We start from the raw sequence: 25409 nt of genomic DNA, 5'->3' as shown, positions 1-25409 counted from the left end.
GCAGACAAGGTACCGCGGAGGCCTACAGACCGAAGAACCTCCACGAACCACTCAGCACCGAAACTACCACCGGTAGTGCGGCGAGGATCACACCCAGCACCATGACCAGCCAATCTCGTTGGACGAGACGAGAAGGGCGCGCCCATGTGCGTTGGCCGCCTCCCGGCGGGGTTCGGCCAAATCCACGGGCTTCCATCGCGGTAGCCAGTTTTCCGCCTCGGCGCAGCGCTAAGACGAGCAGACCGAAGGACATGGTGATGAGGTGCTTGACACGGCCTTCATCGGTAAGCCCGCGGGCCCGACGCGCCATGCCGAGGTACTGCCAGTCCGACTTAAATAGCGTCATCATGCGCACTCCGGCCACGGCCCCAATGACGAAGCGGGAGGGAAGTTTGAGAATCTGCGAGAGGGCATCTCCCAGTTCCGTGGGATCGATGTCCCGCGCGAGCACCACCATCGGCAGCGCCACTGCCAGCACTCGCAGCGTCATAGCTATGGCCAACTCTATCGAGTTGTCCGTGACCGTGATCAGCCACCAGCTGGCGTACTCCCGCCCGCCAGGAGCGCCGTAGAGCAGCATCGAGATACCGGATAGCGGAGCTATCAGGAACAGGAACCAGCCGGCCTTAATGAGGCGCGGCCAGGACACCCCGCACAACGGGGCGAAAAGCAAGGTCATGCCCAACGAAACCGCCGCCGATACCCAGTCCACAGAGAGCAGCAGCGGGGTGACCCACACGAACATGAGGAAGATGCGTGTCAGCGGATTAACTCCGGACAGCAGCCCAGCAGACCACGTGTTCTGACCAGTTTGCGTCTCAGTCACGGGTCACCTCCACGCGGTGATCACCAAGAGCAGAAATAAATAGTGGGTCGTGGGTAACGGAGGCAATGGTCGTGCCTTCATCGGCCATGCGGCGTAGCAGCCCCACCAGCTCGCTAAAGGTGTGGGGATCTTGGCCGAACGTGGGTTCGTCGAGAAGCAGCACGTCCGGAGCACTCACCAGTGCCGTCGCCACGGACAACCGGCGCTTCTCCCCTCCTGACAAAGTGAAAGGATTGGTGTTGAGGAGGTGGCCTAAACGGAGGACTTCGACAAGCTCAGCGATACGCTCTTCCGGGATCTCACGGCGCATGACTTTCGGACCCACGCGCAGCTCCTCCGCCACCGTACGGGCAACGAATTGGTGTTCCGGGTTCTGGAACACGAACCCGATGCGATCCGCAAGTTCCCGAGACTTCCACGTCAGTGGCGAGCCTTTCAATCCCCGCCGCACGAAGTCCGCAACACCAACGTCGCCCGATTGGGCAGGCAGAAGCCCTGCCACTGTCATCATCCATGTCGTCTTGCCCGCGCCATTCGGCCCGGTCAGCACCGTCGATGCACCCTGGGGCAGCGCATAAGAGCGCGGCGGCCCGAAGCGTGTCACCAAGTCCGTGCTCCACAGGGCAGGCTCGCTGTGCTTGTCGACGCGCCTCGCCGACGGCAAGTCAGTAACGATACGGTCCGAGACGACGTCATCAAGCTGCCCATCCGCCACGATCCGCCCATCCTTGAGCTCGATGGCCCGATCGAGTACGCCTTTCCACGCGGCATGCTGATGCTCGACCACAACGAGTGTGGCACCCGTGCGCTCCACCATCGTGGCGACGGCTTCGATAACGTCGCGCGCACCTTCCGGATCTAGGTTCGCCGTGGGCTCATCCAGCAACACCACGCCAGCGCCCATTGCGATGACACCGGCGAGCGCCAAGCGCTGCTTCTGTCCACCGGACAGCTGCGCGGTGGGAAAATCGAGGCTGACATAAGGACCCACCATTTCCAGCGCGGAGCGAACACGCTGCCAGATTTTTTCACGTGGGTAGGCAAGATTTTCACAGCCAAATGCCGCGTCATCGCCCACTCGTGCCGCAATTACCTGGGAGTCCGGATCTTGGAGCACCAAGCCCACCGGGATGGTGCGTCCCGGCTGCTCGACGTTGCCGTGGGCATCCTCGAGAAGGATCTCCCCCACGCGGGTTCCCTCGTCATCGCCGCCCAGCACTCCCGCGATGGCAGCGAGCAACGTGGATTTACCGGAACCAGAATCGCCGCAGAGCAGCACCTTCTCTCCCGGTTCGAGGACGAAATCAATGTCCGCTACGGCAGGCGCGGTGCGGCCCGCGTGAGTCCAGCCAAAGCCGCGGGCGGTCACCTTCGTGGCGCCCGGCCCTGCTACATCTTGTGTGTCACGCATGCGTAGTGTTTTACGCAGAATGCTGTTCACGGCCGACCGCAAAGCGATCGAGTGCGCCGGTCTTCGCCAGCGCCTTCACCACGAAGAAGCCCACCGCACCGGCCAAAATAGCGCCGGAGATACTCAGTGTGACGAAGTAGATGAGGTTGAACTGCAGGGTCTTGCCCAGGTTTCCCGAGGTAAACAGCTCCAGCACGAAGGCACCCCAACCAGCCGCCATGCCACCAAGCATCGCAATGCCCAGGCTGAAGCGTCGGTACAGGAAGATAGCTAACACAATCTCCACTCCTATGCCTTGCGCGAGACCGGAGTACACCGTGCTAGGGCCCCATTGGGAGCCCAGTACAGCAGAGACGATCGCAGCAAGCAGCTCGACGTACAACGCTGCACCCGGCTTCCGGATGACGAGGCCACCGATGACACCACCGATGAGCCAGATACCGGTGGCGATACCACCCAGGCCCGGAGTGAGCGCATCCATGGCTTCGAACCAGGCATAACCCACGGTGTTCCATGCTAAGAACACGAAACCGCAGGCCACACCCAACACGGATGCCACCACGATGTCCACGATGCGCCAGTTCAGGCTCCGCTGAGGCGCCGCGGCCGACGATGCACCACTAGTAGATACAGAACTCATTTTTCCTCCCTCTCGCCGGCATTACCCGGATCAGGTTCGACGGTTCGCCGCCCCTCGGCGGCATCTCAGCCTCCTCCCGTGCGCTGGGAAGCACATGCGGACAGGAAGCACCCGTGACGTTGTGTAGTTAAAAGCGGCCAGCACCTCACAGCGCCGACCCAGAAAGCTCAAAAGCACTGACAGCTTAGCAAGCAGCCCCGATAAGGGCACATCCAGCACCTTCAGCACTTCCACGCAATACAATGGAGATAGCGGCACATGTCACATCAGTCAGTAAAGGAGACATTTGCCACGCGAGCTATCAAAGTTGTTCTCACGATCTTAGGGATTCTTCTCCTATGCTTGGTCCTCCTGATCGCTGGTATATGGATTGCCCGTTCCATCAACACCAATCGTTATGCAATCCCCGAAAACCCCGAGGGCGGGGATGAACGAATTCTCAGCGAGAACGGCGTGGAGAAAATCAACGGCGACTACATGAAGGGGTTCCACCTCTCGCCGCTTGGTGACGCCCACCCCGGCACGGTCGTCGTCTTCGGTGGCTCCGACGGCGGCGCCAACGTGGAACAGGCTCGACTCCTCCGCGATAACGGCTACGATGTGCTCGACCTCTACTTCTTTGGACAACCCGACCAAAAGGAATTTATTGATGAAGTCCCACTCGAATTCTTTGATGAGGTCATTGCCTATGCCAACGAGAAGGGCAATGGTGTTCAACCGCTGACCGTCATCGGCACCTCGAAGGGCGCGGAGCTCACTGCAAACTTGGCGGCTCGTTACCCAGAGATCAGCAACATTGTCCTCTACACCCCTGCGGATCACACGTACGGCAACCTCAACTACCAGCGTGATACCGGCACACGGAGCAGCTTTACATGGAAGGGCGAACCCGTCCCCTTTGCTGCTGAGCAGGGAGCCGAGTTTGGCAAATTTGCTGCTGAGCAGGGAGCCGAGTTTGGCAAACTCATGACACGCTTGGCCCTTGGTCTGCCGGTGTCCTATCGCGCTAGCTATGAAGCCATCGCCGCCGCTGCCGACCCAGAAACCGTCATTGACCTCAGCCAGTTCGATGGTCATGGACTCCTCTTCGCCGGGACGGAGGACGCAATGTGGCAAGCCGATGTTGCCGCCAAGGCTCTGAACGAGCAGAACGACAACCTTGAACCTCACATCTACGAGGGCGCCGGCCACCTTTTTCACGAGAATATTGATGAGCTTGTCGGCCCCTCCTGGGAAACCATGATGGGCGGGACCGTGGAGGCCAACCGTGAGGCAAAGCTGGAGTCTGACAAGACTTTGCTCGAACGCCTCGAAGAATGGCACGAGAGCTAAAAGTTGCGTCCGTTAGTCTCTTCCCCACGCCGCTTACTCACATCGGCCCTAAAACTGCGCAGTACCCCGTCGCGTCCTCTGACCTACGCGACGGGGTACATGAAGCCGGCTCTTAGTGCACCGACCACCATGGGAACTCTCGTTGAGTGCTTAAGGAAAGGAGAAAGCTTCTCGGGAGTACCCAAGTCTTTTGGGGAACATCTCTGCGCCACTTCAGCGCATTCAATTACATACTTAGTATTGATTTTTAACTGATCGTTTGCTGAGAATAGTCCCCCGCTACCACGGACGCAAGTAATAAAGGTATTCCCTGCTCATGGACTGAACTACGAGCGGAACATGCCACCCTACGCTGGCAGGTACATTCGATCCGCTTCTCGCACACGTGCACGAAATAATGTTTCCGGTGTTATCCCTACCGTCGTCGCGTTCTCCGCTTGAGACACTAACCCCACAAATCCCAATCCCGGGCATAGAGCACCCCTCAGAGTTGCTAAGCAACGCTGAGTACGGGGCAACGTCTCCCTTCCTCCCCCATATACCCAGTTTCGCCCCTGAGTAAAAGGGCTTATCGACAAATTAGCAATCAATTATGGCAGCTCATGCCATAAATTTCTGTTAATGGTATTAACATTGCTGATGGCATTGAGTGGCTCTACGCACCACGCAAAAATACCCCCGCCCGCCCAAGTTAGGGCGAACGGGGGCATTTCTCTCGTGCGCTAATCACGAACTACGCACAGTAACTGCTCATCACCTTAGAAGGTGTAATCCTCCTCCAGCGGCACGGAGGCGCCGGTGAACTCACCGAAGCCATCGTCGCCGTAGATGGAATCACCGTAGGTCGGAATGGAGTACGCAGCATTGCGTGCAGCCTCGGTCGGCTTAACGCTGATGTTGCGGTAGCGGGAAATACCGGTACCGGCCGGAATCAGCTTACCGATGATGACATTCTCCTTCAGACCGATGAGCTGATCCGAGCGCTTGTTGATGGCGGCGTCGGTAAGCACGCGCGTGGTCTCCTGGAAGGAAGCCGCAGACAGCCAGGACTCCGTAGCCAGCGAGGCCTTGGTGATACCCATGATCTCACTGCGCAGCTGAGCCGGCTGACCACCCTCAGCAACCTGAGCGGCGTTGACCTGCTTGGCCTCCGAAAGGTCAATGAGGTTACCCGGCAGCAGGTCGGTGGTACCAGCGTCGATGACGGTACCGCGACGCAGCATCTGACGGATGATGATCTCAATGTGCTTGTCGTGGATGGCCACACCCTGTGCACGGTAGACAGCCTGGACCTCATCAATGAGGTGCTTCTCCACACCACGGCGGCCGAGAACCTCAAGCACATCGTGCGGATCAGCGGCACCGCGCATGAGGCGGTCACCGGTGGTTACGTGGTCACCATCGCGCAAAGAACGCTCGATCATGGCATCCGGGTTCGACTCCATCGGACGACGGACCTGAGCCAGGCCCTGACGCTTCGAGAGCTTCTCATAAACCACGTTGTCGGAACCGTCATCCGGAGTGATGGTCAGAGTCCAGAAGTTGCCCTCATCGGACAGGGACACGGTGCCGTCGACGGATGCAATCGGGGCGCGGTTCTTCGGGTTACGGGCCTCGAAGAGCTCCTGAACACGCGGCAGACCACCGGTAATATCGCCACCGACACCACCCTGGTGGAAGGTACGCATGGTCAGCTGGGTACCCGGCTCACCAATGGACTGGGCGGCCACAATACCGACAGCCTCGCCGATATCAACGAGCTGGCCAGAAGCCATGGACTTGCCGTAGCACTTCGCGCACACACCGGCCGGGGTCTGGCAGGTCAGCACAGAGCGAACCTTGATCTCCAGAACACCAGCGGCGACGATCTTGCGGCTGAGCTCCTCAGTGAGGTCTGCGCCAGCTTCAGCGAGCACCTCGCCGTTCTCATCCTTGACGTCGCCTGCGACAACGCGGCCGGATGCGGAGGTCTCCCACAGCTCGTGCAGATCGTAATTGCCCGGGGTGGTTTCGACACCGAGCGGGACGCGCACACCCTGACGGGTGCCACAGTCCTCTTCGCGGACGATGACGTCCTGTGCCACGTCGACGAGACGACGGGTGAGGTAACCAGAGTCGGCGGTACGCAGAGCGGTATCGGCCAGACCCTTACGGGAGCCGTGGGAGTTGTTGAAGTACTCCAGAACCGACAGACCTTCACGGAAGGAGGTCTTAATCGGACGGGTGATGTAGTCACCCTTGGAGTTCACAACCATGCCCTTCATACCGGCCAGGGTCCAGATCTGACGCATGTTACCGGCTGCACCGGACTTAACGATCATCGGAATCGGGTTGTCATCCGGGTACATGTTCTCGACGGCCTCACCGACGGTGTCGGTAGCGTCCTTCCAGAGCTCAACCAGGCGGTCGTAGCGCTCGCGCTCGGTCAGAGCACCCTGCTCCCAGTACTTGCGCTCGATGCGCTCTGCTTCCTTCTCATAGGACTCGAGAACCTCGGTCTTGTTCGGGAGGACCAGAACGTCGTGCATGGTGATGGTCACGCCAGAACGTGTAGCCCAGTAGAAGCCAGCGTCCTTCATCTTGTCCAGAACCTGGGCAACGGTGATCATCGGGTACTTCGCAGCAAGGTCATTAATGACGTCACCGAGGAGCATCTTGTTGGCGGAACCGCCCTTACGGACCATGACGCCCTCAAGGTACGGGTAGTTCCACGGTAGCAAGTCATTGAACATGATGCGGCCAAGGGTGGTCTCCGCCATCCAGGCCTGCCCCTTCTGCCAGCCATCGGGGAACTGCTCTGCCTCGATGTCTGCCGGCGGACGCAGGTGAGAAATGCGGACCTTGATCGGGGCCTGCAGGCCCAGTACGCCACGGTCACGAGCCATGATGGCCTCTGCGTAGGAGGAGTACACGCCCTGTGCCGGTCCGTTCTCGTTTGCGGGAGCGTAAGCTCCCGCGCCACCGATCTCGTCCTCGCCCTTGTCCATGGTGAGGTAGTACAGGCCGGTCACCATATCCAGACGCGGCATCGCAAGCGGCTTACCGGATGCAGGAGACAGAATGTTGTTGGACGCCAGCATGAGAACGCGGGCCTCAGCCTGTGCCTCAGCGGACAGTGGCAGGTGGACTGCCATCTGGTCACCGTCGAAGTCGGCGTTGAAGGCCTCGCAGGCCAGCGGGTGCAGCTGAATTGCCTTACCCTCAACGAGCTTCGGCTCGAAGGCCTGAATACCCAGGCGGTGCAGGGTCGGCGCACGGTTCAGCATGACTGGGTGCTCAGAAATGGCCTCTTCAAGAACGTCCCACACCTCAGGGCGCTGACGCTCCACCATGCGCTTGGCGGACTTGATGTTCTGGGCGTAGTCGTTCTCCACCAGACGCTTCATGACGAAGGGCTTGAACAGCTCCAGAGCCATGAGCTTCGGCAGACCACACTCGTGCAGCTTGAGCTGCGGACCAACGATAATAACGGAACGACCAGAGTAGTCGACACGCTTACCCAGCAGGTTCTGGCGGAAGCGGCCCTGCTTACCCTTAAGCAGGTCAGACAGCGACTTCAGCGGGCGGTTGCCCGGGCCGGTGACCGGACGGCCGCGACGGCCGTTGTCGAAGAGCGCGTCGACGGACTCCTGCAGCATGCGCTTCTCGTTGTTCACGATGATCTCGGGGGCGCCGAGGTCGATCATGCGCTTGAGGCGGTTGTTGCGGTTAATCACACGGCGGTACAGATCGTTGAGGTCGGAGGTGGCGAAGCGGCCACCGTCCAGCTGCACCATCGGGCGCAGCTCCGGTGGGATCACCGGGATAGCGTCAAGCACCATGCCGGCCGGGTCGTTGCCCGAGCGCAAGAAGGCCGCGACGACCTTGAGGCGCTTCAGGGCACGCATCTTCTTCTGACCCTTGCCGTTGTTGATGATTTCCTTGAGCTCCTCGGCCTCAGACTCGAGGTCGAAGTTGCGGATGAGGGTCTGGATGGCCTCAGCACCCATACCGCCGGTGAAGTAATCCTCGTAGCGGTCAACGAGCTCTTCGTAGATGGTCTCATCGATGATCATCTGCTTCGGAGCAAGCTTGATGAAGGTGTTCCAGATTTCGTCGAGGCGAGCGACCTCGCGCTCACCGCGCTCGCGGATGTGCTGCATCTCCTTGTCGGCAGCGTTCTGGACCTTGCGGCGGGCGTCGGCCTTAGCGCCGGCGGCTTCCAGCTCAGCCAGATCCTGCTCGAGCTTGGCAGCGCGCTCAGCGATCTCGGACTCGACGTCATCCTCTACGTCCTTCTTCTCCAGAAGCATTTCTGCCTCAAGAGTGGACTGATCATTGTGGCGAGCTTCCTCGTCCACGGAGGTGATGATGTTGGCAGCGAAGTAAATGATGCGCTCAAGATCCTTCGGAGCCAGGTCCAGCAGGTAACCCAGACGGGAAGGAACACCCTTGAAGTACCAGATGTGGGTAACCGGCGCGGCCAGCTCGATGTGGCCCATGCGCTCACGGCGAACCTTGGACTTGGTCACCTCGACGCCGCAGCGCTCACAGATGATGCCCTTGTAGCGGACACGCTTGTACTTACCGCAGGAGCACTCCCAGTCGCGGGTCGGACCGAAGATGCGCTCGCAGAAGAGGCCGTCCTTCTCTGGCTTGAGGGTTCGGTAGTTAATGGTCTCAGGCTTCTTAACCTCGCCCTTAGACCAGCGGCGGATGTCCTCGGCGGTGGCCAGACCGATACGGAGCTCGTCGAAGAGATTTACGTCAAACACGTAATGTCTCCCTTTCATCCCCCTGGCGGGGGAAGTTGATGGCTTTTATGAGTTAGTGATTCGTTATGCCCGCCTAGCGGCGGACCGAGAAGCTAGGCGATATCGGCGTCGGAGCGCTCGTCGCGAGACAGGTTAATGCCCAGGGACGGAGCGCCGTCCATGTCGTCATCGTCGGAACCAGACAGTTCCATCGGAGTACCGTCCGTGGAGAGAACCTCCACGTTGAGGCACAAGGACTGCAGCTCCTTGAGGAGGACCTTGAAGGACTCCGGAATACCCGGATCCGGGATGTTATCGCCCTTGACGATTGCCTCGTAGACCTTGACGCGGCCGACGACGTCATCGGACTTGATGGTCAGGAGCTCCTGCAGGGTGTAGGCAGCGCCATAAGCCTGCATTGCCCACACCTCCATCTCACCGAAGCGCTGGCCACCGAACTGTGCCTTACCACCCAGCGGCTGCTGGGTAATCATGGAGTACGGGCCGGTGGAACGAGCGTGAATCTTCTCGTCGACGAGGTGGTGCAGCTTGAGCATGTACATGTAGCCCACGGAAACCGGGTACATGTACGGCTCGCCGGAGCGGCCATCGAAGAGACGGGCCTTACCGTGCTCATCCACCATGACGTCACCATCGCGGTTCGGCTTGGAGGACGCCAGCAGGCGAGAGATTTCCTCGTTGGTAGCGCCGTCGAAGACCGGGGTTGCGGTGAGGGACTCCGGCGGGACGTCGTACAGCTCTTCCGGCAGCTTCTTCAGCAGATCGGCGTTGGCCGGATCCTCGGTATCAATCTTCCAACCAGCGTGCGCCAGCCAGCCGAGGTGAACCTCAAGAACCTGACCAATGTTCATACGACGCGGCACACCGTGGGTGTTGAGGATGATGTCCACCGGGGTGCCATCTTCCATGAACGGCATATCCTCCGGCGGGAGAATCTTGCCCACAACGCCCTTGTTGCCGTGGCGGCCGGCCAGCTTATCGCCGTCCTGGATCTTGCGCTTCTGAGCCACGTAAACGCGGATCATCTCGTTGACGCCCGGGGCCAGATCGTCGTCATCCTCGCGGGAGAAGCGGGACACGCCGATAACCTTACCGGTCTCACCGTGCGGAACCTTCATAGAGGTATCGCGGACCTCGCGGGCTTTCTCACCGAAGATAGCGCGCAGCAGGCGCTCCTCCGGGGTCAGCTCGGTCTCACCCTTCGGGGTGACCTTACCCACCAGGATGTCGCCGGCGCGGACGTCAGCACCAATGCGGACGATGCCGCGCTCGTCGAGGTCACGCAGGACGTCGTCGGAGACGTTCGGAATCTCGCGGGTGATCTCCTCCGGACCCAGCTTGGTATCGCGAGCATCAATCTCGTGCTCCTCGATGTGGATCGAGGTGAGAATATCCTCCTCCACGATGCGCTGGTTGAGGATGATGGCGTCCTCGTAGTTGTGGCCTTCCCACGGCATGAAGGCAACCAGGAGGTTGCGGCCGAGGGACATCTCACCGTTGTGGGTACCGGGGCCGTCAGCAAGCACCTGGCCCGCCTCCACACGGTCACCCAAGGACACCAGAGGAGTCTGGTTGTAGTTGGTGTTCTGGTTGGTGCGCTCAAACTTGCGCAGCATGTAAGTATCGCGCTGGCCTTCATCATCCATGATGGTGATGAGGTCGGCGGTGACGTTCTCCACCACACCGGCCTTCGGAGTGATGATGAGGTCACCGGCGTCGTAGGCAGCGCGCTGCTCCATACCGGTGCCCACGTAGGGGGCCTCGGAACGCACCAGCGGCACAGCCTGACGCTGCATGTTCGCGCCCATGAGGGCACGGTTAGCATCGTCGTGCTCGAGGAACGGAATCATGGCGGTTGCCACGGACACCATCTGGCGCGGGGAAACGTCAACGTAGTCCACACCCGCGGCGTCGGTCACGCCGATGTCACCGTCCTTGAGGCGGACCTCGATACGGTCGCCGGTCAGGGTGCCGTCGGCATCCTTTTCAACCTCTGCCTGGGCAATGGCAAAGCGATCCTCTTCATCAGCGGTGAGGTACTCAACCTGGTCGGTGACCTTACCGTCCACGACCTTGCGGTACGGGGTCTCGATGAAGCCAAAGGCGTTGACGCGCGCGTAGGACGCCAGCGAGCCGATCAGACCAATGTTCGGACCCTCAGGCGTCTCAATCGGGCACATGCGGCCGTAGTGCGAGGCGTGAACGTCTCGCACCTCAATGCCGGCGCGCTCACGAGACAGACCGCCCGGGCCCAGCGCGGACAGGCGGCGCTTGTGGGTCAAGCCGGACAGGGAGTTGTTCTGGTCCATGAACTGCGAGAGCTGGGAGGTACCGAAGAACTCGCGGATGGCAGCGGAGACCGGACGGACGTTGATCAGGGAGGTCGGGGTGATCGACTCCGCGTCCTGGGTGGTCATGCGCTCGCGGACAACACGCTCCATGCGGGACAGGCCCACGCGGACCTGGTTTTGGATGAGCTCGCCCACGGTGCGCAGGCGGCGGTTGCCAAAGTGGTCGATGTCGTCGGTGTGGATGGAGATGGTCTCACCGTTCGGGGCCTTCATCTCACGCTCGCCTGCATGCAGGCGCACGAGATACTCGAGGGTGACAGCGATGTCTTCCTCAGTCAGGGTCATCAGGCCCTCGTGGTCGCCGCCCAGGCCCAGCTTTCGGTTGACCTTGTAACGGCCGACCTTAGCCAAGTCATAGCGCTTGGCGCGGAAGAAGGAGTTGTCCAGCAGGGCCTGCGCGAGGTCACGGGTGGGCTGCTCGCCCGGGCGCTGCTTACGGTAGATCTCCAGGAGAGCCTCATCGGTGTTAGCCACGCCATCGGACTCGAGGGTGGACATCATGAGCTCGGAGAAGCCGAAGCGCTCCTTGATCTGCTCCTCGCTCCAGCCGAGCGCCTTGAGCAGCACGGTGACCGGCTGGCGGCGCTTGCGGTCAATACGAACGCCGACGGTGTCGCGCTTGTCGACGTCAAACTCGAGCCACGCACCGCGGGAAGGAATGACCTTCACAGAGTGCAGCGGGCGCTCAGTGGACTTGTCGATGGTCTGATCAAAGTAGACGCCCGGGGAACGCACGAGCTGCGAGACAATAACGCGCTCGGTTCCGTTCACGATGAAGGTGCCCTTATCGGTCATCATCGGGAAGTCACCGATGAAGACGGTCTGGGACTTAATCTCCTGGGTATCGTTGTTAATGAATTCTGCGGTGACGTACAGTGGCGCCGAGTAGTTGATGTCCTTCTCTTTACACTCGTCCACGGTGTTCTTCACCGGCTCGAAGCGAGGCTCCGACAGGGACAGGGACATGTTGCCCGAGTAGTCCTGGATCGGAGAAAGCTCCTCGAGGATATCCTCAAGGCCGCTCGTCACGCGTGCATCATCGCCGCGCTCTGCCTGCTCGCGTTCGCGCCATTCGGGGGTACCGATGAGCCACGCGTAAGAATCGAGTTGTAGATCGAGGAGGCCCGGGACGGCGATGGGTTCGCTGATTTTAGCGAAGGAGTATCGCTTCGGGGCTCCAGGGATGTTGGCCACTGACTTGGTCTGGCGGGAGACTGCCAAGATGGGTCCTTCCAGTACCTCTGGCGGATTGCGTCCCCACCCTGGCCGGTGAGGTGCAAAACCGCTGGTAGATTTAGCATTCGGTCTGCTGTGGAATGGCTGGGTTTAGAATGCACAAAATCACCTTGTCAAGTCGGTTTTTCCATCACCGCTCGAAAGGCTAAATGTGCACTAAAGATCCAGATTCCAGCGCAACGAAATAGCCTATAGCATAATGGCAGCCTTGTAAAGGCGAAACGCACTTCTGGCGTGTCGCTACACCGATTCGCGCGTCCGGAAGGTTAGCGGGAGTGGCGCTGTGCGGGACGTCGGAAAGCGCCCAGCGCCCCGAACAACACCAGAAGCGCGCCACTGCCGACGCCGCCCCAGCGCACCCACTGCCCCACCGCACTGCGCGGGAAGCGCTCTGCCTGCTGGAGGAGCTCAGCTCGGGATTGCTCGTCGGTGGCGCCGGTAAAGGCGAACTGCATCTCGCGCTCGTTACCTTCGCGGTCGGCCCAGTAGTCACGCACGTCGACGTCCATGCCCACGACGAGTCCAGTGGCCTGGTCCACGAAGAGGTCCCGTGTTGCGGCGTGGAAGAGGTAACCCTGCTCGGTGGAGCCATCCTCGTTGCTCAAAGTAGTGGTCGTGTTGCCTGCATAAAGAGTAGCCACGTTGGTGGGCTCGATCTCTTGGCGATAGCGGTAGACAGTGCGGCCGTCGATGTCGAGGGACTCCTCAAACACTGCGTCCGCTGCTGTGCGCAGTACCGGGTCAAACACTGGATAGGTGGTCTGCTCGGCATCGGCTGGCAGCTTGAGCCAATAGCCTTCGACTGGGACCTCCGCCGTGGGCGAGCCCATGGTGTGGGAAAGTGCTGCCGAGCCCGTGGCCTCACCACTAAGGCGATCGACGGGATAGGCCCACACGCGGGCAAAGCTCAAATCCTCCACGTTGCCCGTGCCCCCGCGGATGGCAGACTCCCCCACCCGAAGTGTTGCGGTGTCCTTGTCCGCCGGCTCCTGAATGTCCATGTTGAGCTGATAGGTCATCGGCCCCTCATACTGCGAAACGCCCTCCGCGGACAGCGCCTGCGCAGCGGCGTTCTCATCGTGCATCGTCCACGTGGTGTCCTCAATATCCAGCGGCAGCCGTGGACTAAAGCTCAAGAAGCTCGACGCCGCCAGGCCAGCAGCAATCAGCGCAACGCCGAGGCCGAGCAGGAGGACGGAGAAGATGCGGGACTTGGGCAGCATGGTGGCTTATCCTACCGATTCATTTGCTCAACACACACTTCCAGAAACAAGAACTTAAAACTTTTGTAGGATACCTGGATCCAAAGTGATCATGTAAATTCGAATTACCGCAAGTAATGCGCATCACATTATTGGGAGGTTTTACGGCCTTCTCTCTTTCGGGAGAACATCATCGCTGATGATGCGGGACTAGATTGGTGATCTTTCCCCCGGGGCATGCTAATTGCAATAGGGCCTAGAGACGTCTGAGATCGCTTTTTGGAGGAACATTGAATACCAATAAAGTCGATCGCACCAACCTAAGTGATTTTAGACTATTCCTGTGGTCAGACCTTGTGGCTCAGATAGCTGGGGTAGGAGCCGGGCTTGCTATTCCGGTGGTCACTCTACGTTTGAGCGATAGTCTTACCCTTGCCGGTCTGTATGGAACCATCACCGGAATTGCGGCACTGGCAGGCGGCATCATTGGCGGCTCTCTTTCGGATATGTGGCGCCGCAAGCCACTCATCATTGTGACCAACGCGCTGGCTGGGGTACTCAACCTCGCGTTAGCGGGCCTCATCCTCTCCGGAGGCTTCTCCCCCATCCTCTTCGGCATGCTTCTCGGGAGCATGATGCTCTTTTACCGAATTGGTCAAGCTTGCTCCGACCCTTGCCTGCCCCAGCTGGTTGAGGAAGAACAACTCGCCGCCAAACAAGGGCTCATCCAAGCGCGCCTGCAATTTGCGGGACTCATCGGCCCCACCGTGGGCGGCGCACTTCTAGAAGTCAATCTGGCACTGCCCTTTGTGTTTGTAGGCCTGGCAAATTTCCTCACCATTGTCTTCTTCCTCTTTATCAAGGCTAGCCTAGACCCCGCAAAGAAGGCAGGGAACAAGCTCCTACGCACGACGAAGGAAGGCCTAGCCATTGTCGCTCGCTCGCCCCTACTTCGCGGGCTTATTGCCATGCAAACACTGTCGAACTGCGCAATTAACGGCTCACTGTTCATGGCTGTCCTCATACTGGAGGAGGGGAGTAACCCTGGATGGGTAACGGGACTGGCCCGCACGTCCATTGGCCTCATCGGGATTGTGGGTGCTTTGTCGACAGGTTGGCTGCAGAAGAAGTTCTCCTTCGCAGCCCTTCAGGTAGGCACGTGTGTCTGGGTTGCTGCGTCAATCGCCTGTGGCGCCCTGCTCAGCTCCAGCCTGTTGATGATCATCCCGCTAGGACTATCCGTTCTTACAGCCCCAGCCGCCGGCGCGGTAACCTATGCCGCACTCCACAGGCTTATGGCTGAAGAAACATTTGGCCGAGTCACCAATATCCAAATGAGCACCGTCGTCTCACTCTCCAGTGTATGGTCGACCCCTCTGGCTGCGCTGTCTCATCGCTGGTCATTGACCACTGGATTGTGGGCCAATGCGCTCGCCGGATTCCTTGCTATCGGACCTGCCCTCATCTTTGCGCGCAGAGCCGATCGCGCCCTTGCGCAAGCAGACGCGAAGGAGGACGACCCCCTAGACACTCAGGAACACGATTCATTTATTTCTGTGAGTGAGAATTAGCTTCTTTGTTGTCATTCCACGGGACGATGGCGCTGACATCCGTGGTCTGGCGAGCTTTCCAGAGATCGTATTCCTCTTGAAGTCCGAGCCAGAACTCCGCGGAGTTCCCAAAGTAGGCCGACAAACGCAAAGCCATATCGGCACTGATACCGAGCGCGCCGCGGGTAATTTTGGAGACTTGGGAACGGGTAGTGCCAATGTCACTGGCCAGGCGATACTGGGTAATACCACAGGGTTTGAGGAATTCTAGGAGAAGGATTTCCCCAGGATGCGGAACGGGAACCACATCAATATGAGTATGCGCTTCAGTGGTAGTCGATAAAGTCAACGTCAACAGCTCCTTCGTGCGTCCATTTGAATATGATGCGCCACTGCGAATTGACGCGAATTGAGTAGTAGCCCTCTAGGTCGCCTTTTAGCTTCTCCAACCGATTTGCCGGAGGTATCCGAAGGTCCGTGACGCTTACGGATCGCCCGATCATGAGCAACTTGCGTCGTACTACTGAGCGTAACTCCGATGGGATATATCGCGGCGGAACGCCATCTTGATGAAATCGCTCGAGACTTCGCCGACGAAATTGCACATCCCCATAGTGTCATCTATTGATACTAGTGTCAATAGATGACACTAGAGGCATAAAACCGGAGTTTCCACCAAAACGGGAACAACCCCGCTCCGCGCAGTGCGGAACGGGGTTGTGGGTACGCAGCACGTGTGCCGCGCGGAAAAGCTGAAGTAATTCAGGTGAATTACTTGAGCTCGACGGAAGCGCCAGCCTCTTCGAGCTTAGCCTTAGCAGCCTCAGCGTCGTCCTTGGAAGCGCCCTCGAGGATAGCCTTCGGAGCACCCTCAACCATTTCCTTGGCTTCCTTCAGGCCCAGGCCGGAAACGATTTCGCGGACAGCCTTAATAACGCCGATCTTCTTAGCGCCAGCGTCGGTCAGAACGACGTCGAACTCGGTCTTCTCTTCCTCAGCAGCACCGCCGGCAGCCGGGGCACCAGCAGCAACAGCAGCAACCGGAGCAGCAGCCTCAACGTCGAAGACCTCCTCGAATTCCTTAACGAACTCGGAGAGCTCGATGAGGGTCATTTCCTTGAAAGCTTCAATGAGCTCGTCCTTGGTGAGCTTAGCCATGATTGGCATCCTTTCTCAGTGTTCCTGGCCGCCCTAGACAGCCAGATGAATTTATGTGTGTAATTGTGCGCCGCTAATCGGCGTCTTAAGCTTCCGCAGCCTTCTTGTCCTGCAGGGCCGCAGCAGTGCGGACCATCTTGGTAGCAGGAGCGTTGAATACGGCAGCAGCCTTTGCCATAGAACCCTTCATGGCGCCAGCCAGCTTGGCGAGAGTGGTCTCGCGGTTGTCCAGCTTGGAGATGGCCTCAACCTGGTCGGCAGACAGTGCGTTGCCGTCCATGTAGCCACCCTTGATAACGAGTGCCTTGTTGTCATCAGCGAACTTGGTGATGACCTTCGCAGCATCCACTGCCTCGCCCTTGATGAACGCAATAGCGGTCGGGCCAGTCAGGTGCTCGTCAAGACCCTCGATGCCAGCTTCGTTGGCAGCGATCTTGAAAAGGGTGTTCTTGGCGACGGAGTACTCAACGTCAAAGCCGAGGTTGTTACGCAGCTCCTGGAGCTGACCCACGGTCAGGCCGCGGTACTCAGTGAGCACGATGGAGTGAGCACCATCGAGCTTCTCCTTTAGCTTTGCCAGGTCTGCAGTGTTCTTCGGGTTTGCCATTTTCTACTTCGCCTCCTTTCGAAACATTTATTGTGTTTTCCGCCGGGACTCTTCCTGCCCCAGCCGCCGGAGATGGCGACCGAAACAACAAGAGCCCCGTGCAAGAGCACAGGGCGCGCGCGGAAATCCGCGGTAATTCGCAAAGTGTCTCCTGCGTGGGCCGCCCTCGTGGATGAGGAACCTTCGATCCGTAAATCCGGATGACCGACGGTCTTCGGTGAACTTTGACTCGACCTCCATGGGCCGTTCAAACTTCGCTAGGTACTTTACAACCCGAGCTGGGCAAACTCCAAATCGCTCCCCTGAGGGCTTTGTACTCGGGTTTCTTTATGGGGTTGTTGGCGTGCCGAGCACTCCACGCGGAACGATGACGGGGGCGTCGCTTCGCGGGTCATCCCAGATTTCCACGTCGATGCCATACGCGGCCGCCAGCACTTCTTTCGTCAACGCCTGGCGGGGAGTTCCCTGCGCGATGACCTCACCGTTGTTCATGACCACCATGGTGTCAGAGTACTGACCGGCCAACATAAGATCGTGCAACACGACGACGACCGTTTTCCCTGCATTGGCTTGTTTGCGCACAAGCTCTAAAACGCTAATGGCGTGGGCTGGGTCGAGGAAGGTGGTGGGTTCGTCAAGAAGCAGCACTGGCGTGTCCTGCGCCAAAGCAAGCGCTAGCCACACGCGCTGGCGTTGGCCGCCCGACAGTGCCGCGATGTCACGGTCGATGAAGTCCGTAATGCCCGTCTCCACGCAAGCCTGCGCGATGATGTCGCGGTCTTTCGCGGACAGTCCCCGCCCGCGGCTCAGGTGCGGGTAGCGGCCGCGCGCGACGAGCTCGCCTACCCGCAGCCCGTCCGGTGCCGTCGGCTGCTGCGGAAGAAGCGCCACGTGGGCAGCTGCTTCTTTCGGGCTCATGGCGTGCACGTCTAGCTCGCCGATGCGCACGCGCCCCTGCCGCGGGCGAAGAATCTTAGACAAGGTCTTCAGCAGCGTGGACTTGCCGCAGCCATTGGGGCCAATGAGCGTGGTGATTTCACCCGGGCGGGCCACTAGGTCAACGCCGGACAGGATGTCTTCTCCGTCCTTATAGCCGGCATGAATACCGGTAGCTGTAATTTCTCTGTCTTTCACAAGCTTTTTATCCTCTCCGTCGTGCGGCGTTCCACACCAAGATGACCAGGGCGCCCCCTCCGATGATGGAGGAGACAGCGCCTACGGGAGCGTCCATCGGCAGCAATCCAGCAATGACAGCGCATACACTCAACAAAGCGGCGCCGGCAGCGCAGGAGACCAGGGGCACCGGCGTGGGTGTTCGGGCAACAATGCGCCCCACGTGCGGGGCCAGAAGCGCGATGAAACCAATGGGGCCGGCCACGGATACAGTCACCGCGCAGATGCCTGTAGCTGCTACCAACAGCAGCGCGCGTGTTCGTGTGATGTTAACCCCGAGGGAAAGGGCCGAGAGATCATCATGCGCAAGGAGCGGTAGCTCCTTGGCACACCACAGGCCGAGGAGCACGAAAGGAGTCAGCCCCACGAGTAGTGGGACAATGACATCCATCCGCACAAAGCCCGTGGTTCCCGCCAGCCACAGCTGCGATTGCGCCGCGCGAAGGAGCTCGGCGGCGCGCAATAAATATGCCACCAGCGCTTGGAACAGCAGCGAGAGCGCGATTCCGACGATGACGATGCGGTTGCTTGTACCAATTCCTCCAAGTGCCACCAGCAGGAGAGCCGCTAGCACCGCGCCCAGCAGCGCGAGGCCTGCCCGCCACCAGAACGTGGAAAGCCCTTCGGCAAGCACAGGCCGGGAGAGTACCGTTCCGATGACCACCATGACCGATGCGCCACCAGTCACGCCAAGGATATCGGGCGAGGCCAGCGGATTGCGAGACATAGACTGCGTCCACGAGCCCGCCAGCCCGAGCGCGGCGCCCACGATGAGGGTCGCTAGCGCTACCGGCATACGCAGGTCCCAGACAACGCGGATTTCGCTTCGGCTTCCCCCGCCGTTGAGAATCTCCAGAACCCGCCCCGGGCTCAAGTCCACGGGGCCTTGGCCCAGCAGGAGGACATAGGAGGTTGCTGCAACCAGAATAAAGAAGCAGGTCGCCGCCCATAACCATGTGCGGCGCTGCCGTTCTTGGGAACGCAGATGCTTGACGACGTCCCCCTTCACCCGCCCCCTCATAGCGTGTGCTCCCCGCGGTGTACGGCCCAGATGAGAAATGGTGCACCCACGAAGGCCAAGACGATGGACATCTCCAGCTCAGAGGGGCCTGCGATGAGGCGGCCCAGAATATCTGCAGCGAGTACGGAGCAACCACCGAGCAATGCGGCCGGTGCAATCATCGCGGTAACTTCTGGCCCTGTGAACCGGCGCAGCAGATGGGGGATGGCGAATCCGACGAAGGCAATGGGCCCCGTCGCCGCGGTAGCGCATCCCGCTAGGACAACGATGCTCAAGGCAGCGCCGCGCCGCGCCAGCGTGGGAGAACCGCCTAAAGCAACCGAGGATTCCTCCCCCATTGCCAAAAGATCGAGCGGTCTCGCGACACGTGCGGCGATGATAAATCCGATGAGCAATCCGGCACCTGCGATGGCGACATCCTCTGGGCCGCGCCCAAACGTGGAGCCGATGGTCCACCGACGCATGCTGTCGAGAACATCCGTGGAATATAGGCCGATCAACATGGCGCCAGAGCTCAAGGCAGCGGCGACTCCCGCACCCACCAAGACCAGCGTCAGGGGATCCTGAAACCGCCGGGACACACCCAACACCAATGCAGTGGCCAATCCGGCACCTAAGAGAGCGAGCACGGTCCGCGCTCCGGTTGAAGTGGCGATTCCTAGTGTTGTCCCGAGGGCAACCAGGAACGAGGCTCCCGCAGTGATACCGATGAAGCCCGGATCGGCCAGGGGGTTCCTAGTCCAGGACTGAGCGATAACACCCGATACCGCAATGGCAGCACCCGCGAAGTAGGCCACGAACGTGCGGGGGATACGCAAATCCCACACGATATTCTCGATGTCTGCTTCGCCCCCGTGAAGAAGTACAGAGAACAGATCAGGCAACGGGATAGTCCTGGACCCCACTACTAGCGAGCACAGGAAAAGGAGAAGGGTCGCAATAACGAGTGCCGTGGTCAGCCGCGCGCGGCTCCTCCCCCGCGAGTCCAGTGTGGCTGCCTTGTCGCCGTGGTGTGTGCCCGCAGCACCGTGGATAGCGTCAGCCTTCCTCGGTAGTGCGAGCACTTAGAGCTTCTCTTCGAACTTGTTGACGGCCCACGGGATCGTCAGCGGATTTGGCATGCTCATCGCATTGCCGGTGTCCGTGTCCAGGTAGCGAACACGGCCATCCTTGACCACGTCCAGGCCCTGGAACGTGGAATCCTTCTTGAGTTCATCGGCCGCACCGTTGTAATCCAAGACGAACAGGTAGTCCACGTTGTTGAGCTGGGAGTAGTTTTCCGGGGCATAGTCCACGAAAAAGCTGGAGCCATCACCCTGCAGTTCCTGCGGAATGTCAAAGCCGAGAGATTCGATGAACTGGCCGCGGCCGTCCTCTGCTGTGTAGAGGCCCAGCTTCCCTTCATAGGGCATGACGATGGCTGCTCGTTTGCCCTGCAGCTCCGGGTGAGAGTTCTTGAACTGCTCTAAGGCGTCCTCCGCTTGGTCAATAAGCTTCTCCCCCTCCTCTTCCTTATCGACGGCAGCGGCGATGGTCTTAACTTGCTCCTCCCAGGGAATCTGCCAGTCTTCGAAACCTTCGGGCTTCACGGTCAGCGGGGCGATATCCTCGAGGGATTTCTTCGCCTCCTGATCCACAGCTTGGTTCACGGCGATGATCTGTGTGGGATCCGAGGCCGTGACCTGTTCAAGAACCTCTGCCGTGAAACCGGAAGCGGTGTTATAAATCACCTCGGGCTGGGCATCACCCAAAAGTTCCTTCGCCCAGGGGCCAACGCCGGAGCCATCACCGTCACCTTGCGCACCCCACGGCGCCACAGCAACGGGAGTAATGCCAAGCGCAAGCACGGTATCGGCGTCGCCCAGCCCCAGGCTCGCAACCCGCACCTCGCCAGCGCTGTCCGCTCCCGTGCTTTCATCGCCGCTTCCGCGCGAGCACCCCGCTAAAGCAATCGCTGCCGCTGAGACAATAGCGAGCACGGTTTTCGCGCGCCGGTTGATAGCAACCATGGATTAAACCTTTCCTTCACAGGGAAGGAGCACGCACATTAACGGGCCCCTAACTTATTTGAGGCTAGCCTAACTTCTTCTCTATAATGGTGACAAATTTCCCTCCCACCTAGGAACGCTTCCCTTGACGCATCACCGCCTATTGCCCGTCACCCTCACCGGGAACACCCGCCTCAAGCCGCGGCTGCACCGTTTAACTTTTCACTCGCCGGCTTTTGGTGACTACCTCTTAGCCGGGCCTGACGAGTATTTTGGGCTCCTCATGCCCCAAGACAAGCAGGAATTTTCACCCTTCCCGGTCGACGATGCCAATGTTCGCGCCACCGTCACCCGATTGCCCGACGACATTCGCCCAGCATTGCGCTGGTACACAATTCGCAAGCTCAACCAGAAAGCGTGCACCATCGATGTCGACGTGGTGACTCACGGCGATAATGGCCCGGGCTCACGCTGGATCCGCAAGGCACAACCTGGGGATACCGCAGGAATATACACGGGACAAGCACGGTGGCAAGAACCTAGGAAATCACAACTGTTACTCGCAGACGCCTCCGCTCTTCCGGCGCTGTGGCACATCCTGGAACATTACGAAGCTTTCTCACCGGACGCCTTGGGCGGCGTCGACGTCGTTGCTCTGATCGCAAGCGACGACGAAATTGAGGATGGATTTGAGGAAACGTGGAGCGGCAAGGTTCGCTCGCTCACTATGATTTCCGCTCCGCACGAGGAGCACATTGCGCGCGCCAGACAGCTCCTTGATTCTCGTTTCACCCCGGATACTGCACCCGATTCGGTATGGGTATCCGGCGAAGGGGACCTCGCCAAAGCAGTGCGCGCCATAGCTGTGCACGACTGGGGTGTGCCGCGCGAGGACGTCATCTGGTCCGTCTACTGGATTCAAGGAAAGCCGCGGCCTTAACCCCCTCTGCACGCGTCACAACAGGAAAGCAATCGTTCCACTTTAAGGTGGACCCGTATGCTTCAGTGACATGAAGGACGCTACGGAGCCGGTGCTACTTGGAAGGAAGAAGAAGGACCAAAGCATTGGCACCTTATGCCAAACCTTGTATGCTTTTACCTGGACTTTTCTTGATTCAGCGCCCCAAATGGTGTCTTTAGTTTGGTCCCCTAGCCCCCGTCTTCGCCTGCACCCCAAGCTTCACCCCTTAAGCTACGGACTAAGACACACATTTTGATCCTTAATCACCTAGCTGCGGTGGTGGGGGCCTAAACGACAGGATGTGTTGGTGAGGTTGTCTGGTTAGCCGGCCTGGCGTGCTGGTATTAGGATGATTTCACTTATCCGGAGGGATAACCCAGCCTCGGGTGTTGCGCGGGTTTATCTAGTAACACCGTGGTGGGTTTCGAGTAACGCGATGGTGAGTATCCAGTAACGCCTTGGGGGACGAGGCAGGTGACCGCGCGACTACAGGGCGCGCGGCATTGCCAGAGGAGTCCAGTTGTGACTGACTACCGGGCGGTGATGGACCTTGTGCTCAAAGGTTGGTCCGTCCGCCAAAACCGTACCACCGTGGGGTGTTCGCACACCACAGTCCAAAAAGCCCGCGAGGCGCTCGAAGCTTCAGGGATCACTACCGAAGCCCAACTCGCGGGATTGAGCAGTGAATCATTAGCCGGGCTGTGGCAAAGACAAGCTCGACGCACAGGTGAACAAAGCTCGTGCATCGGCAGCTGCCAACCAGGGTCAAAACGGTGCAGCCGGGGCGCCCGTGAACCAAGCCCCCTTCAACCCCGCTGCTCCGCAGCAGTCTTCGAACTCGTGGCAACAGCCGAGCCAGCAGAACGCCGGCGGCTGAAACCAGCAGCCGTCCGGCTCAGGCTCGACCAGCTGGAACCAATCGAGCCAGCAGGAAAACGGTTCCAACGACTGGGCTCGTCCTAAAGCAAGCTACGACACCGACGGCTCTTCTGGTTCCGCGGATCCCGAAAAGAACCAGTGATCCGGAGCCTGTGGGCGAGAGTTTCGCTGCCGCCCCAGGGCAATCACAGGAGCGACACTCGAATCAGGCGTGCCAGAACTGAAGCGAATTGATCGGGTGAAATTGACGCGTGGGGCTGCACCTGCAGCACATAACGCGACACCAGAGCCCCCAGCAGGACAATCGAGTTCTGCACTACCGCGTCGGCGGTGCTCAGCCGAGGGTGGCCCGGATGCTGTGCCCGTAATCGGAGAAGGAGTTCTTCGGCACCGGCAAGAATTTCACGCTCGAAGTAACCGGATACGATTGCCCTGGTGTCGTCGTCTTTCATTGCGTATCGAAACGCTGGCAGTACTCGCTCTTGAAAGGGAGACGACTCGCAATAGGCAACGAACGTGCGGGCAAGCAGTTGAGGGAACTGGCCAGGCGGGAGTTCCGGGACCGAACTTACTGAGCGCAATATCGCGGACGCGCTCAACCCATCGAGCACCGCTTCGCAAAACAACGCATCTTTGCTGCCAAAATAATAATTCACCAAAGCGTGATCCACGTCTGCTTCAGCTGCGATTGCTCGAAGCGTCGTGCCTGCATATCCATTCTGGAGAAACTGCATCCTAGCTGCATGCAGAATGAGTTCTCGACGCTCCGATGGTCCGCTCGGGCGACCGCGGCGTTTATTCACCATGCTGGAAATACTAGCTGGCGAACGGTGACACTGTCACTATGAAACCAGACCCGGATACTCCCGCAGTTGCTATGCGGAACGCGCGAGCCCGAATCCTCCAGCCTGTTTCCTTCACCTTGCCTCGAGGTTCGATAAGCGCGCTTGTCGGCCCTTCAGGATCAGGCAAGACCACGTTGATGCGCATGATCGTTGGCACGCAGGCTCGTGTCGACGGCACTGTGCACGTGCTTGGACTGCCCGCAGGTCATCGCCAACTGCGCACCAAGGTCACGTACGCAACCCAGCAAGCTAGCGTGTTCGACGAACTCTCCGTGCGAGAGAACCTTAGCTATGTCGCAGACATTTACGGGCTTCGCCGCAACCGAATCGACGGAGTGGTCGACCAGCTCGATCTGACCGCCAAGATCGACGAGCCGGTGCGCAAGCTCAGCGGTGGTCAACGCAGCCGCGTAAGTCTTGCGGTCGCCCTACTGCCAGATCCGGAACTTGTTGTCCTCGACGAGCCAACGGTCGGCCTCGACCCCATCCTGCGAGCCCAGATGTGGGACCTGTTCAAGGAGCTGGCCCACAAGGGCACCACGCTGATTATCTCGAGCCACATCCTGGATGAAGCCGAGCACTGCGACAACGTATTGTTCATTCGCGACGGCAAGGTGAGCCACACGCACCCGGAAACCATCAAACGCGAAACCGGTGCAGCGACGCTTGAAGCGGCATTCGTGGAGGCGATGACCAAGTGAGGGCAAGTTTTGCAGTGGCCAAGCGGGTCGGCAACCAGTTGCGACGGGACCCACGAACTCTCGCACTCATCTTCGTGTTGCCAGCTGTCTTAATGTCCTTGCTGTATTGGATCTTGAGCAACACTGGATTATTTGACCGCATCGCGCACGCAGTCCTCGGGGTGTTTCCGTTCCTCGTCATGTTCCTTGTCGCATCCGTGACCACGCTTCGCGAGCGCAGTTCCGGAACACTGGAACGAGCGCTCACAATGCCGGTGCGCCGGATCGACATCATCGGTGGTTACACGCTGACCTTCAGCCTGGTTGCGGTCGCACAAACGCTGATCACCGTTGTTGTCTGCACCCGGCTACTCGACTTGGATATCGAGGGATCACTCGCTGCGTTCGTTGTGGTCGCTTTGCTCAGCGCTCTTACCGGCACCACCGCAGGATTGTTGGCGTCTGCTTTTGCCCTTACGGAGTTCCAGGTTATGCAATTCGTCCCCGCTGCTATCGTTCCCCAATTCCTGGTCTGTGGCGTTATCGTGCCCCGGGAAGAAATGCCACATGCCCTCGAGTTGCTCTCGCACACCATGCCGATCAGCTACGTCGTCGACGCGATGCTCGCGTTAAGCAAAGCTCCTACCCCGTCTGCGTTTCCCAAGGGCGATCTGGTAACTGATATCGCCATTCTTTCTGGATTCTGCGCGGCATTCATCGCGCTCGGCGCAGTGAGCTTGCGCCGGAACACACCTTAGGAGGTCTGAGCGCCCGAGGTGAACTACGAGAGCGCGT

General features: G+C 59.5%; 20 protein-coding genes. 5 read left to right on the top strand and 15 right to left on the bottom strand.

Annotated elements, in window-relative coordinates; genetic code table 11:
• Window positions 1-22 precede the first annotated feature (22 nt).
• The 3 genes from CSING_RS02075 to CSING_RS02065 form a co-directional block, all read right to left on the bottom strand.
• Window positions 23-745 (bottom strand): energy-coupling factor transporter transmembrane component T family protein, encoded by a 723-nt coding sequence (locus CSING_RS02075; protein WP_042533040.1) that lies wholly within the window; start codon window positions 743-745, stop codon window positions 23-25.
• Between the two features lie 73 nt (window positions 746-818).
• Window positions 819-2237 (bottom strand): ABC transporter ATP-binding protein, encoded by a 1419-nt coding sequence (locus CSING_RS02070; protein ID WP_042529264.1) that lies wholly within the window; start codon window positions 2235-2237, stop codon window positions 819-821.
• Window positions 2238-2247: 10 nt separating this feature from the next.
• Entirely contained in the window at window positions 2248-2877 is a 630-nt protein-coding gene (locus CSING_RS02065; RefSeq protein ID WP_042529263.1) for an ECF transporter S component, read from the bottom strand.
• Window positions 2878-3219: 342 nt separating this feature from the next.
• On the opposite strand from CSING_RS02065, the gene CSING_RS02060 reads away from it, so the two are divergent.
• Window positions 3220-4209 (top strand): alpha/beta fold hydrolase, encoded by a 990-nt coding sequence (locus CSING_RS02060; protein WP_236684006.1) that lies wholly within the window; start codon window positions 3220-3222, stop codon window positions 4207-4209.
• 758 nt (window positions 4210-4967) lie between these two features.
• Here CSING_RS02060 and CSING_RS02055 read toward each other — a convergent pair.
• The 3 genes from CSING_RS02055 to CSING_RS02045 form a co-directional block, all read right to left on the bottom strand.
• Window positions 4968-8963, bottom strand: a complete 3996-nt coding sequence (locus CSING_RS02055) for a DNA-directed RNA polymerase subunit beta' (protein ID WP_042529259.1) — start codon at window positions 8961-8963, stop codon at window positions 4968-4970.
• Between the two features lie 92 nt (window positions 8964-9055).
• Window positions 9056-12535, bottom strand: a complete 3480-nt coding sequence (gene rpoB, locus CSING_RS02050; protein WP_042529257.1) for a DNA-directed RNA polymerase subunit beta — start codon at window positions 12533-12535, stop codon at window positions 9056-9058.
• A gap of 281 nt (window positions 12536-12816) precedes the next feature.
• Window positions 12817-13773 (bottom strand): DUF3068 domain-containing protein, encoded by a 957-nt coding sequence (locus CSING_RS02045; protein ID WP_042529255.1) that lies wholly within the window; start codon window positions 13771-13773, stop codon window positions 12817-12819.
• Between the two features lie 392 nt (window positions 13774-14165).
• Between CSING_RS02045 and CSING_RS02040 the strand changes: the two genes are divergently transcribed.
• A complete protein-coding gene (locus tag CSING_RS02040) occupies window positions 14166-15323 on the top strand; it encodes an MFS transporter (RefSeq protein WP_158407793.1) in 1158 nt (385 codons plus the stop codon).
• On the opposite strand, the gene CSING_RS13170 is transcribed toward CSING_RS02040, so the two are convergent.
• From CSING_RS13170 to CSING_RS02000, 8 genes are all read right to left on the bottom strand, one after another.
• A complete protein-coding gene (locus CSING_RS13170; protein WP_321969371.1) occupies window positions 15301-15651 on the bottom strand; it encodes a HigA family addiction module antitoxin in 351 nt (116 codons plus the stop codon). The two genes, CSING_RS02040 and CSING_RS13170, sit on opposite strands and share 23 nt — an antisense overlap.
• Window positions 15629-15907: a type II toxin-antitoxin system RelE/ParE family toxin gene (locus CSING_RS02030; RefSeq protein ID WP_042529249.1), complete on the bottom strand. Its 279-nt coding sequence runs from the start codon at window positions 15905-15907 to the stop codon at window positions 15629-15631. The genes CSING_RS13170 and CSING_RS02030 overlap by 23 nt, the downstream gene beginning before the upstream one ends.
• 166 nt (window positions 15908-16073) lie before the next feature.
• A complete protein-coding gene (gene rplL / locus CSING_RS02025; protein ID WP_039673587.1) occupies window positions 16074-16460 on the bottom strand; it encodes a 50S ribosomal protein L7/L12 in 387 nt (128 codons plus the stop codon).
• A gap of 85 nt (window positions 16461-16545) precedes the next feature.
• Window positions 16546-17067, bottom strand: coding sequence for a 50S ribosomal protein L10 (gene rplJ, locus CSING_RS02020; protein WP_042529246.1), 522 nt, complete (start codon window positions 17065-17067; stop codon window positions 16546-16548).
• Between the two features lie 327 nt (window positions 17068-17394).
• The gene (locus CSING_RS02015; protein WP_042529244.1) at window positions 17395-18201 is read right to left on the bottom strand and encodes an ABC transporter ATP-binding protein; all 807 of its coding nucleotides are present in this window, start codon (window positions 18199-18201) and stop codon (window positions 17395-17397) included.
• Between the two features lie 7 nt (window positions 18202-18208).
• The gene (locus CSING_RS02010; RefSeq protein ID WP_042529242.1) at window positions 18209-19261 is read right to left on the bottom strand and encodes a FecCD family ABC transporter permease; all 1053 of its coding nucleotides are present in this window, start codon (window positions 19259-19261) and stop codon (window positions 18209-18211) included.
• Window positions 19258-20145, bottom strand: coding sequence for a FecCD family ABC transporter permease (locus CSING_RS02005; RefSeq protein ID WP_236684005.1), 888 nt, complete (start codon window positions 20143-20145; stop codon window positions 19258-19260). The genes CSING_RS02010 and CSING_RS02005 overlap by 4 nt, the downstream gene beginning before the upstream one ends.
• 180 nt (window positions 20146-20325) lie before the next feature.
• Window positions 20326-21270 carry an ABC transporter substrate-binding protein gene (locus tag CSING_RS02000; protein WP_042529240.1) on the bottom strand — a complete coding sequence of 315 codons (945 nt, stop codon included), beginning with the start codon at window positions 21268-21270 and terminating at the stop codon, window positions 20326-20328.
• A gap of 124 nt (window positions 21271-21394) precedes the next feature.
• On the opposite strand from CSING_RS02000, the gene CSING_RS01995 reads away from it, so the two are divergent.
• The gene (locus CSING_RS01995) at window positions 21395-22189 is read left to right on the top strand and encodes a siderophore-interacting protein (protein WP_042529238.1); all 795 of its coding nucleotides are present in this window, start codon (window positions 21395-21397) and stop codon (window positions 22187-22189) included.
• 1085 nt (window positions 22190-23274) lie between these two features.
• Here CSING_RS01995 and CSING_RS12955 read toward each other — a convergent pair.
• A complete protein-coding gene (locus tag CSING_RS12955; RefSeq protein ID WP_084226138.1) occupies window positions 23275-23895 on the bottom strand; it encodes a TetR/AcrR family transcriptional regulator in 621 nt (206 codons plus the stop codon).
• 38 nt (window positions 23896-23933) lie between these two features.
• Between CSING_RS12955 and CSING_RS01985 the strand changes: the two genes are divergently transcribed.
• Together CSING_RS01985 and CSING_RS01980 are read left to right on the top strand one after the other, a co-directional pair.
• Window positions 23934-24635: an ABC transporter ATP-binding protein gene (locus CSING_RS01985; RefSeq protein ID WP_083789488.1), complete on the top strand. Its 702-nt coding sequence runs from the start codon at window positions 23934-23936 to the stop codon at window positions 24633-24635.
• Complete coding sequence (locus tag CSING_RS01980; protein ID WP_321969370.1) at window positions 24632-25372, top strand: ABC transporter permease; 741 nt, start codon at window positions 24632-24634, stop codon at window positions 25370-25372. Before CSING_RS01985 ends, CSING_RS01980 begins: the two co-directional genes overlap by 4 nt.
• The last annotated feature ends 37 nt before the right edge of the window (window positions 25373-25409 follow it).

This window comes from Corynebacterium singulare (assembly GCF_000833575.1).
GTDB lineage: Bacteria > Actinomycetota > Actinomycetes > Mycobacteriales > Mycobacteriaceae > Corynebacterium > Corynebacterium singulare.
The sequence above is the reverse complement of the archived record's forward strand: the minus strand, read 5'-3'. Positions and strand labels throughout refer to the sequence as shown.

Excerpts from the sequence above, each read along its gene's own strand:
- CSING_RS02075 (WP_042533040.1), bottom strand. The coding sequence starts at position 745 with ATGTTCGTGTGGGTCACCCCGCTGCTGCTCTCTGTGGACTGGGTATCG.
- CSING_RS02070 (WP_042529264.1), bottom strand. The coding sequence starts at position 2,237 with ATGCGTGACACACAAGATGTAGCAGGGCCGGGCGCCACGAAGGTGACC.
- CSING_RS02065 (WP_042529263.1), bottom strand. The coding sequence starts at position 2,877 with ATGAGTTCTGTATCTACTAGTGGTGCATCGTCGGCCGCGGCGCCTCAG.
- CSING_RS02045 (WP_042529255.1), bottom strand. The coding sequence starts at position 13,773 with ATGCTGCCCAAGTCCCGCATCTTCTCCGTCCTCCTGCTCGGCCTCGGC.
- rplL (WP_039673587.1), bottom strand. The coding sequence starts at position 16,460 with ATGGCTAAGCTCACCAAGGACGAGCTCATTGAAGCTTTCAAGGAAATG.
- rplJ (WP_042529246.1), bottom strand. The coding sequence starts at position 17,067 with ATGGCAAACCCGAAGAACACTGCAGACCTGGCAAAGCTAAAGGAGAAG.
- CSING_RS02010 (WP_042529242.1), bottom strand. The coding sequence starts at position 19,261 with ATGAGGGGGCGGGTGAAGGGGGACGTCGTCAAGCATCTGCGTTCCCAA.
- CSING_RS02000 (WP_042529240.1), bottom strand. The coding sequence starts at position 21,270 with ATGGTTGCTATCAACCGGCGCGCGAAAACCGTGCTCGCTATTGTCTCA.
- CSING_RS12955 (WP_084226138.1), bottom strand. The coding sequence starts at position 23,895 with ATGGTGAATAAACGCCGCGGTCGCCCGAGCGGACCATCGGAGCGTCGA.
- CSING_RS01985 (WP_083789488.1), top strand. The coding sequence starts at position 23,934 with ATGAAACCAGACCCGGATACTCCCGCAGTTGCTATGCGGAACGCGCGA.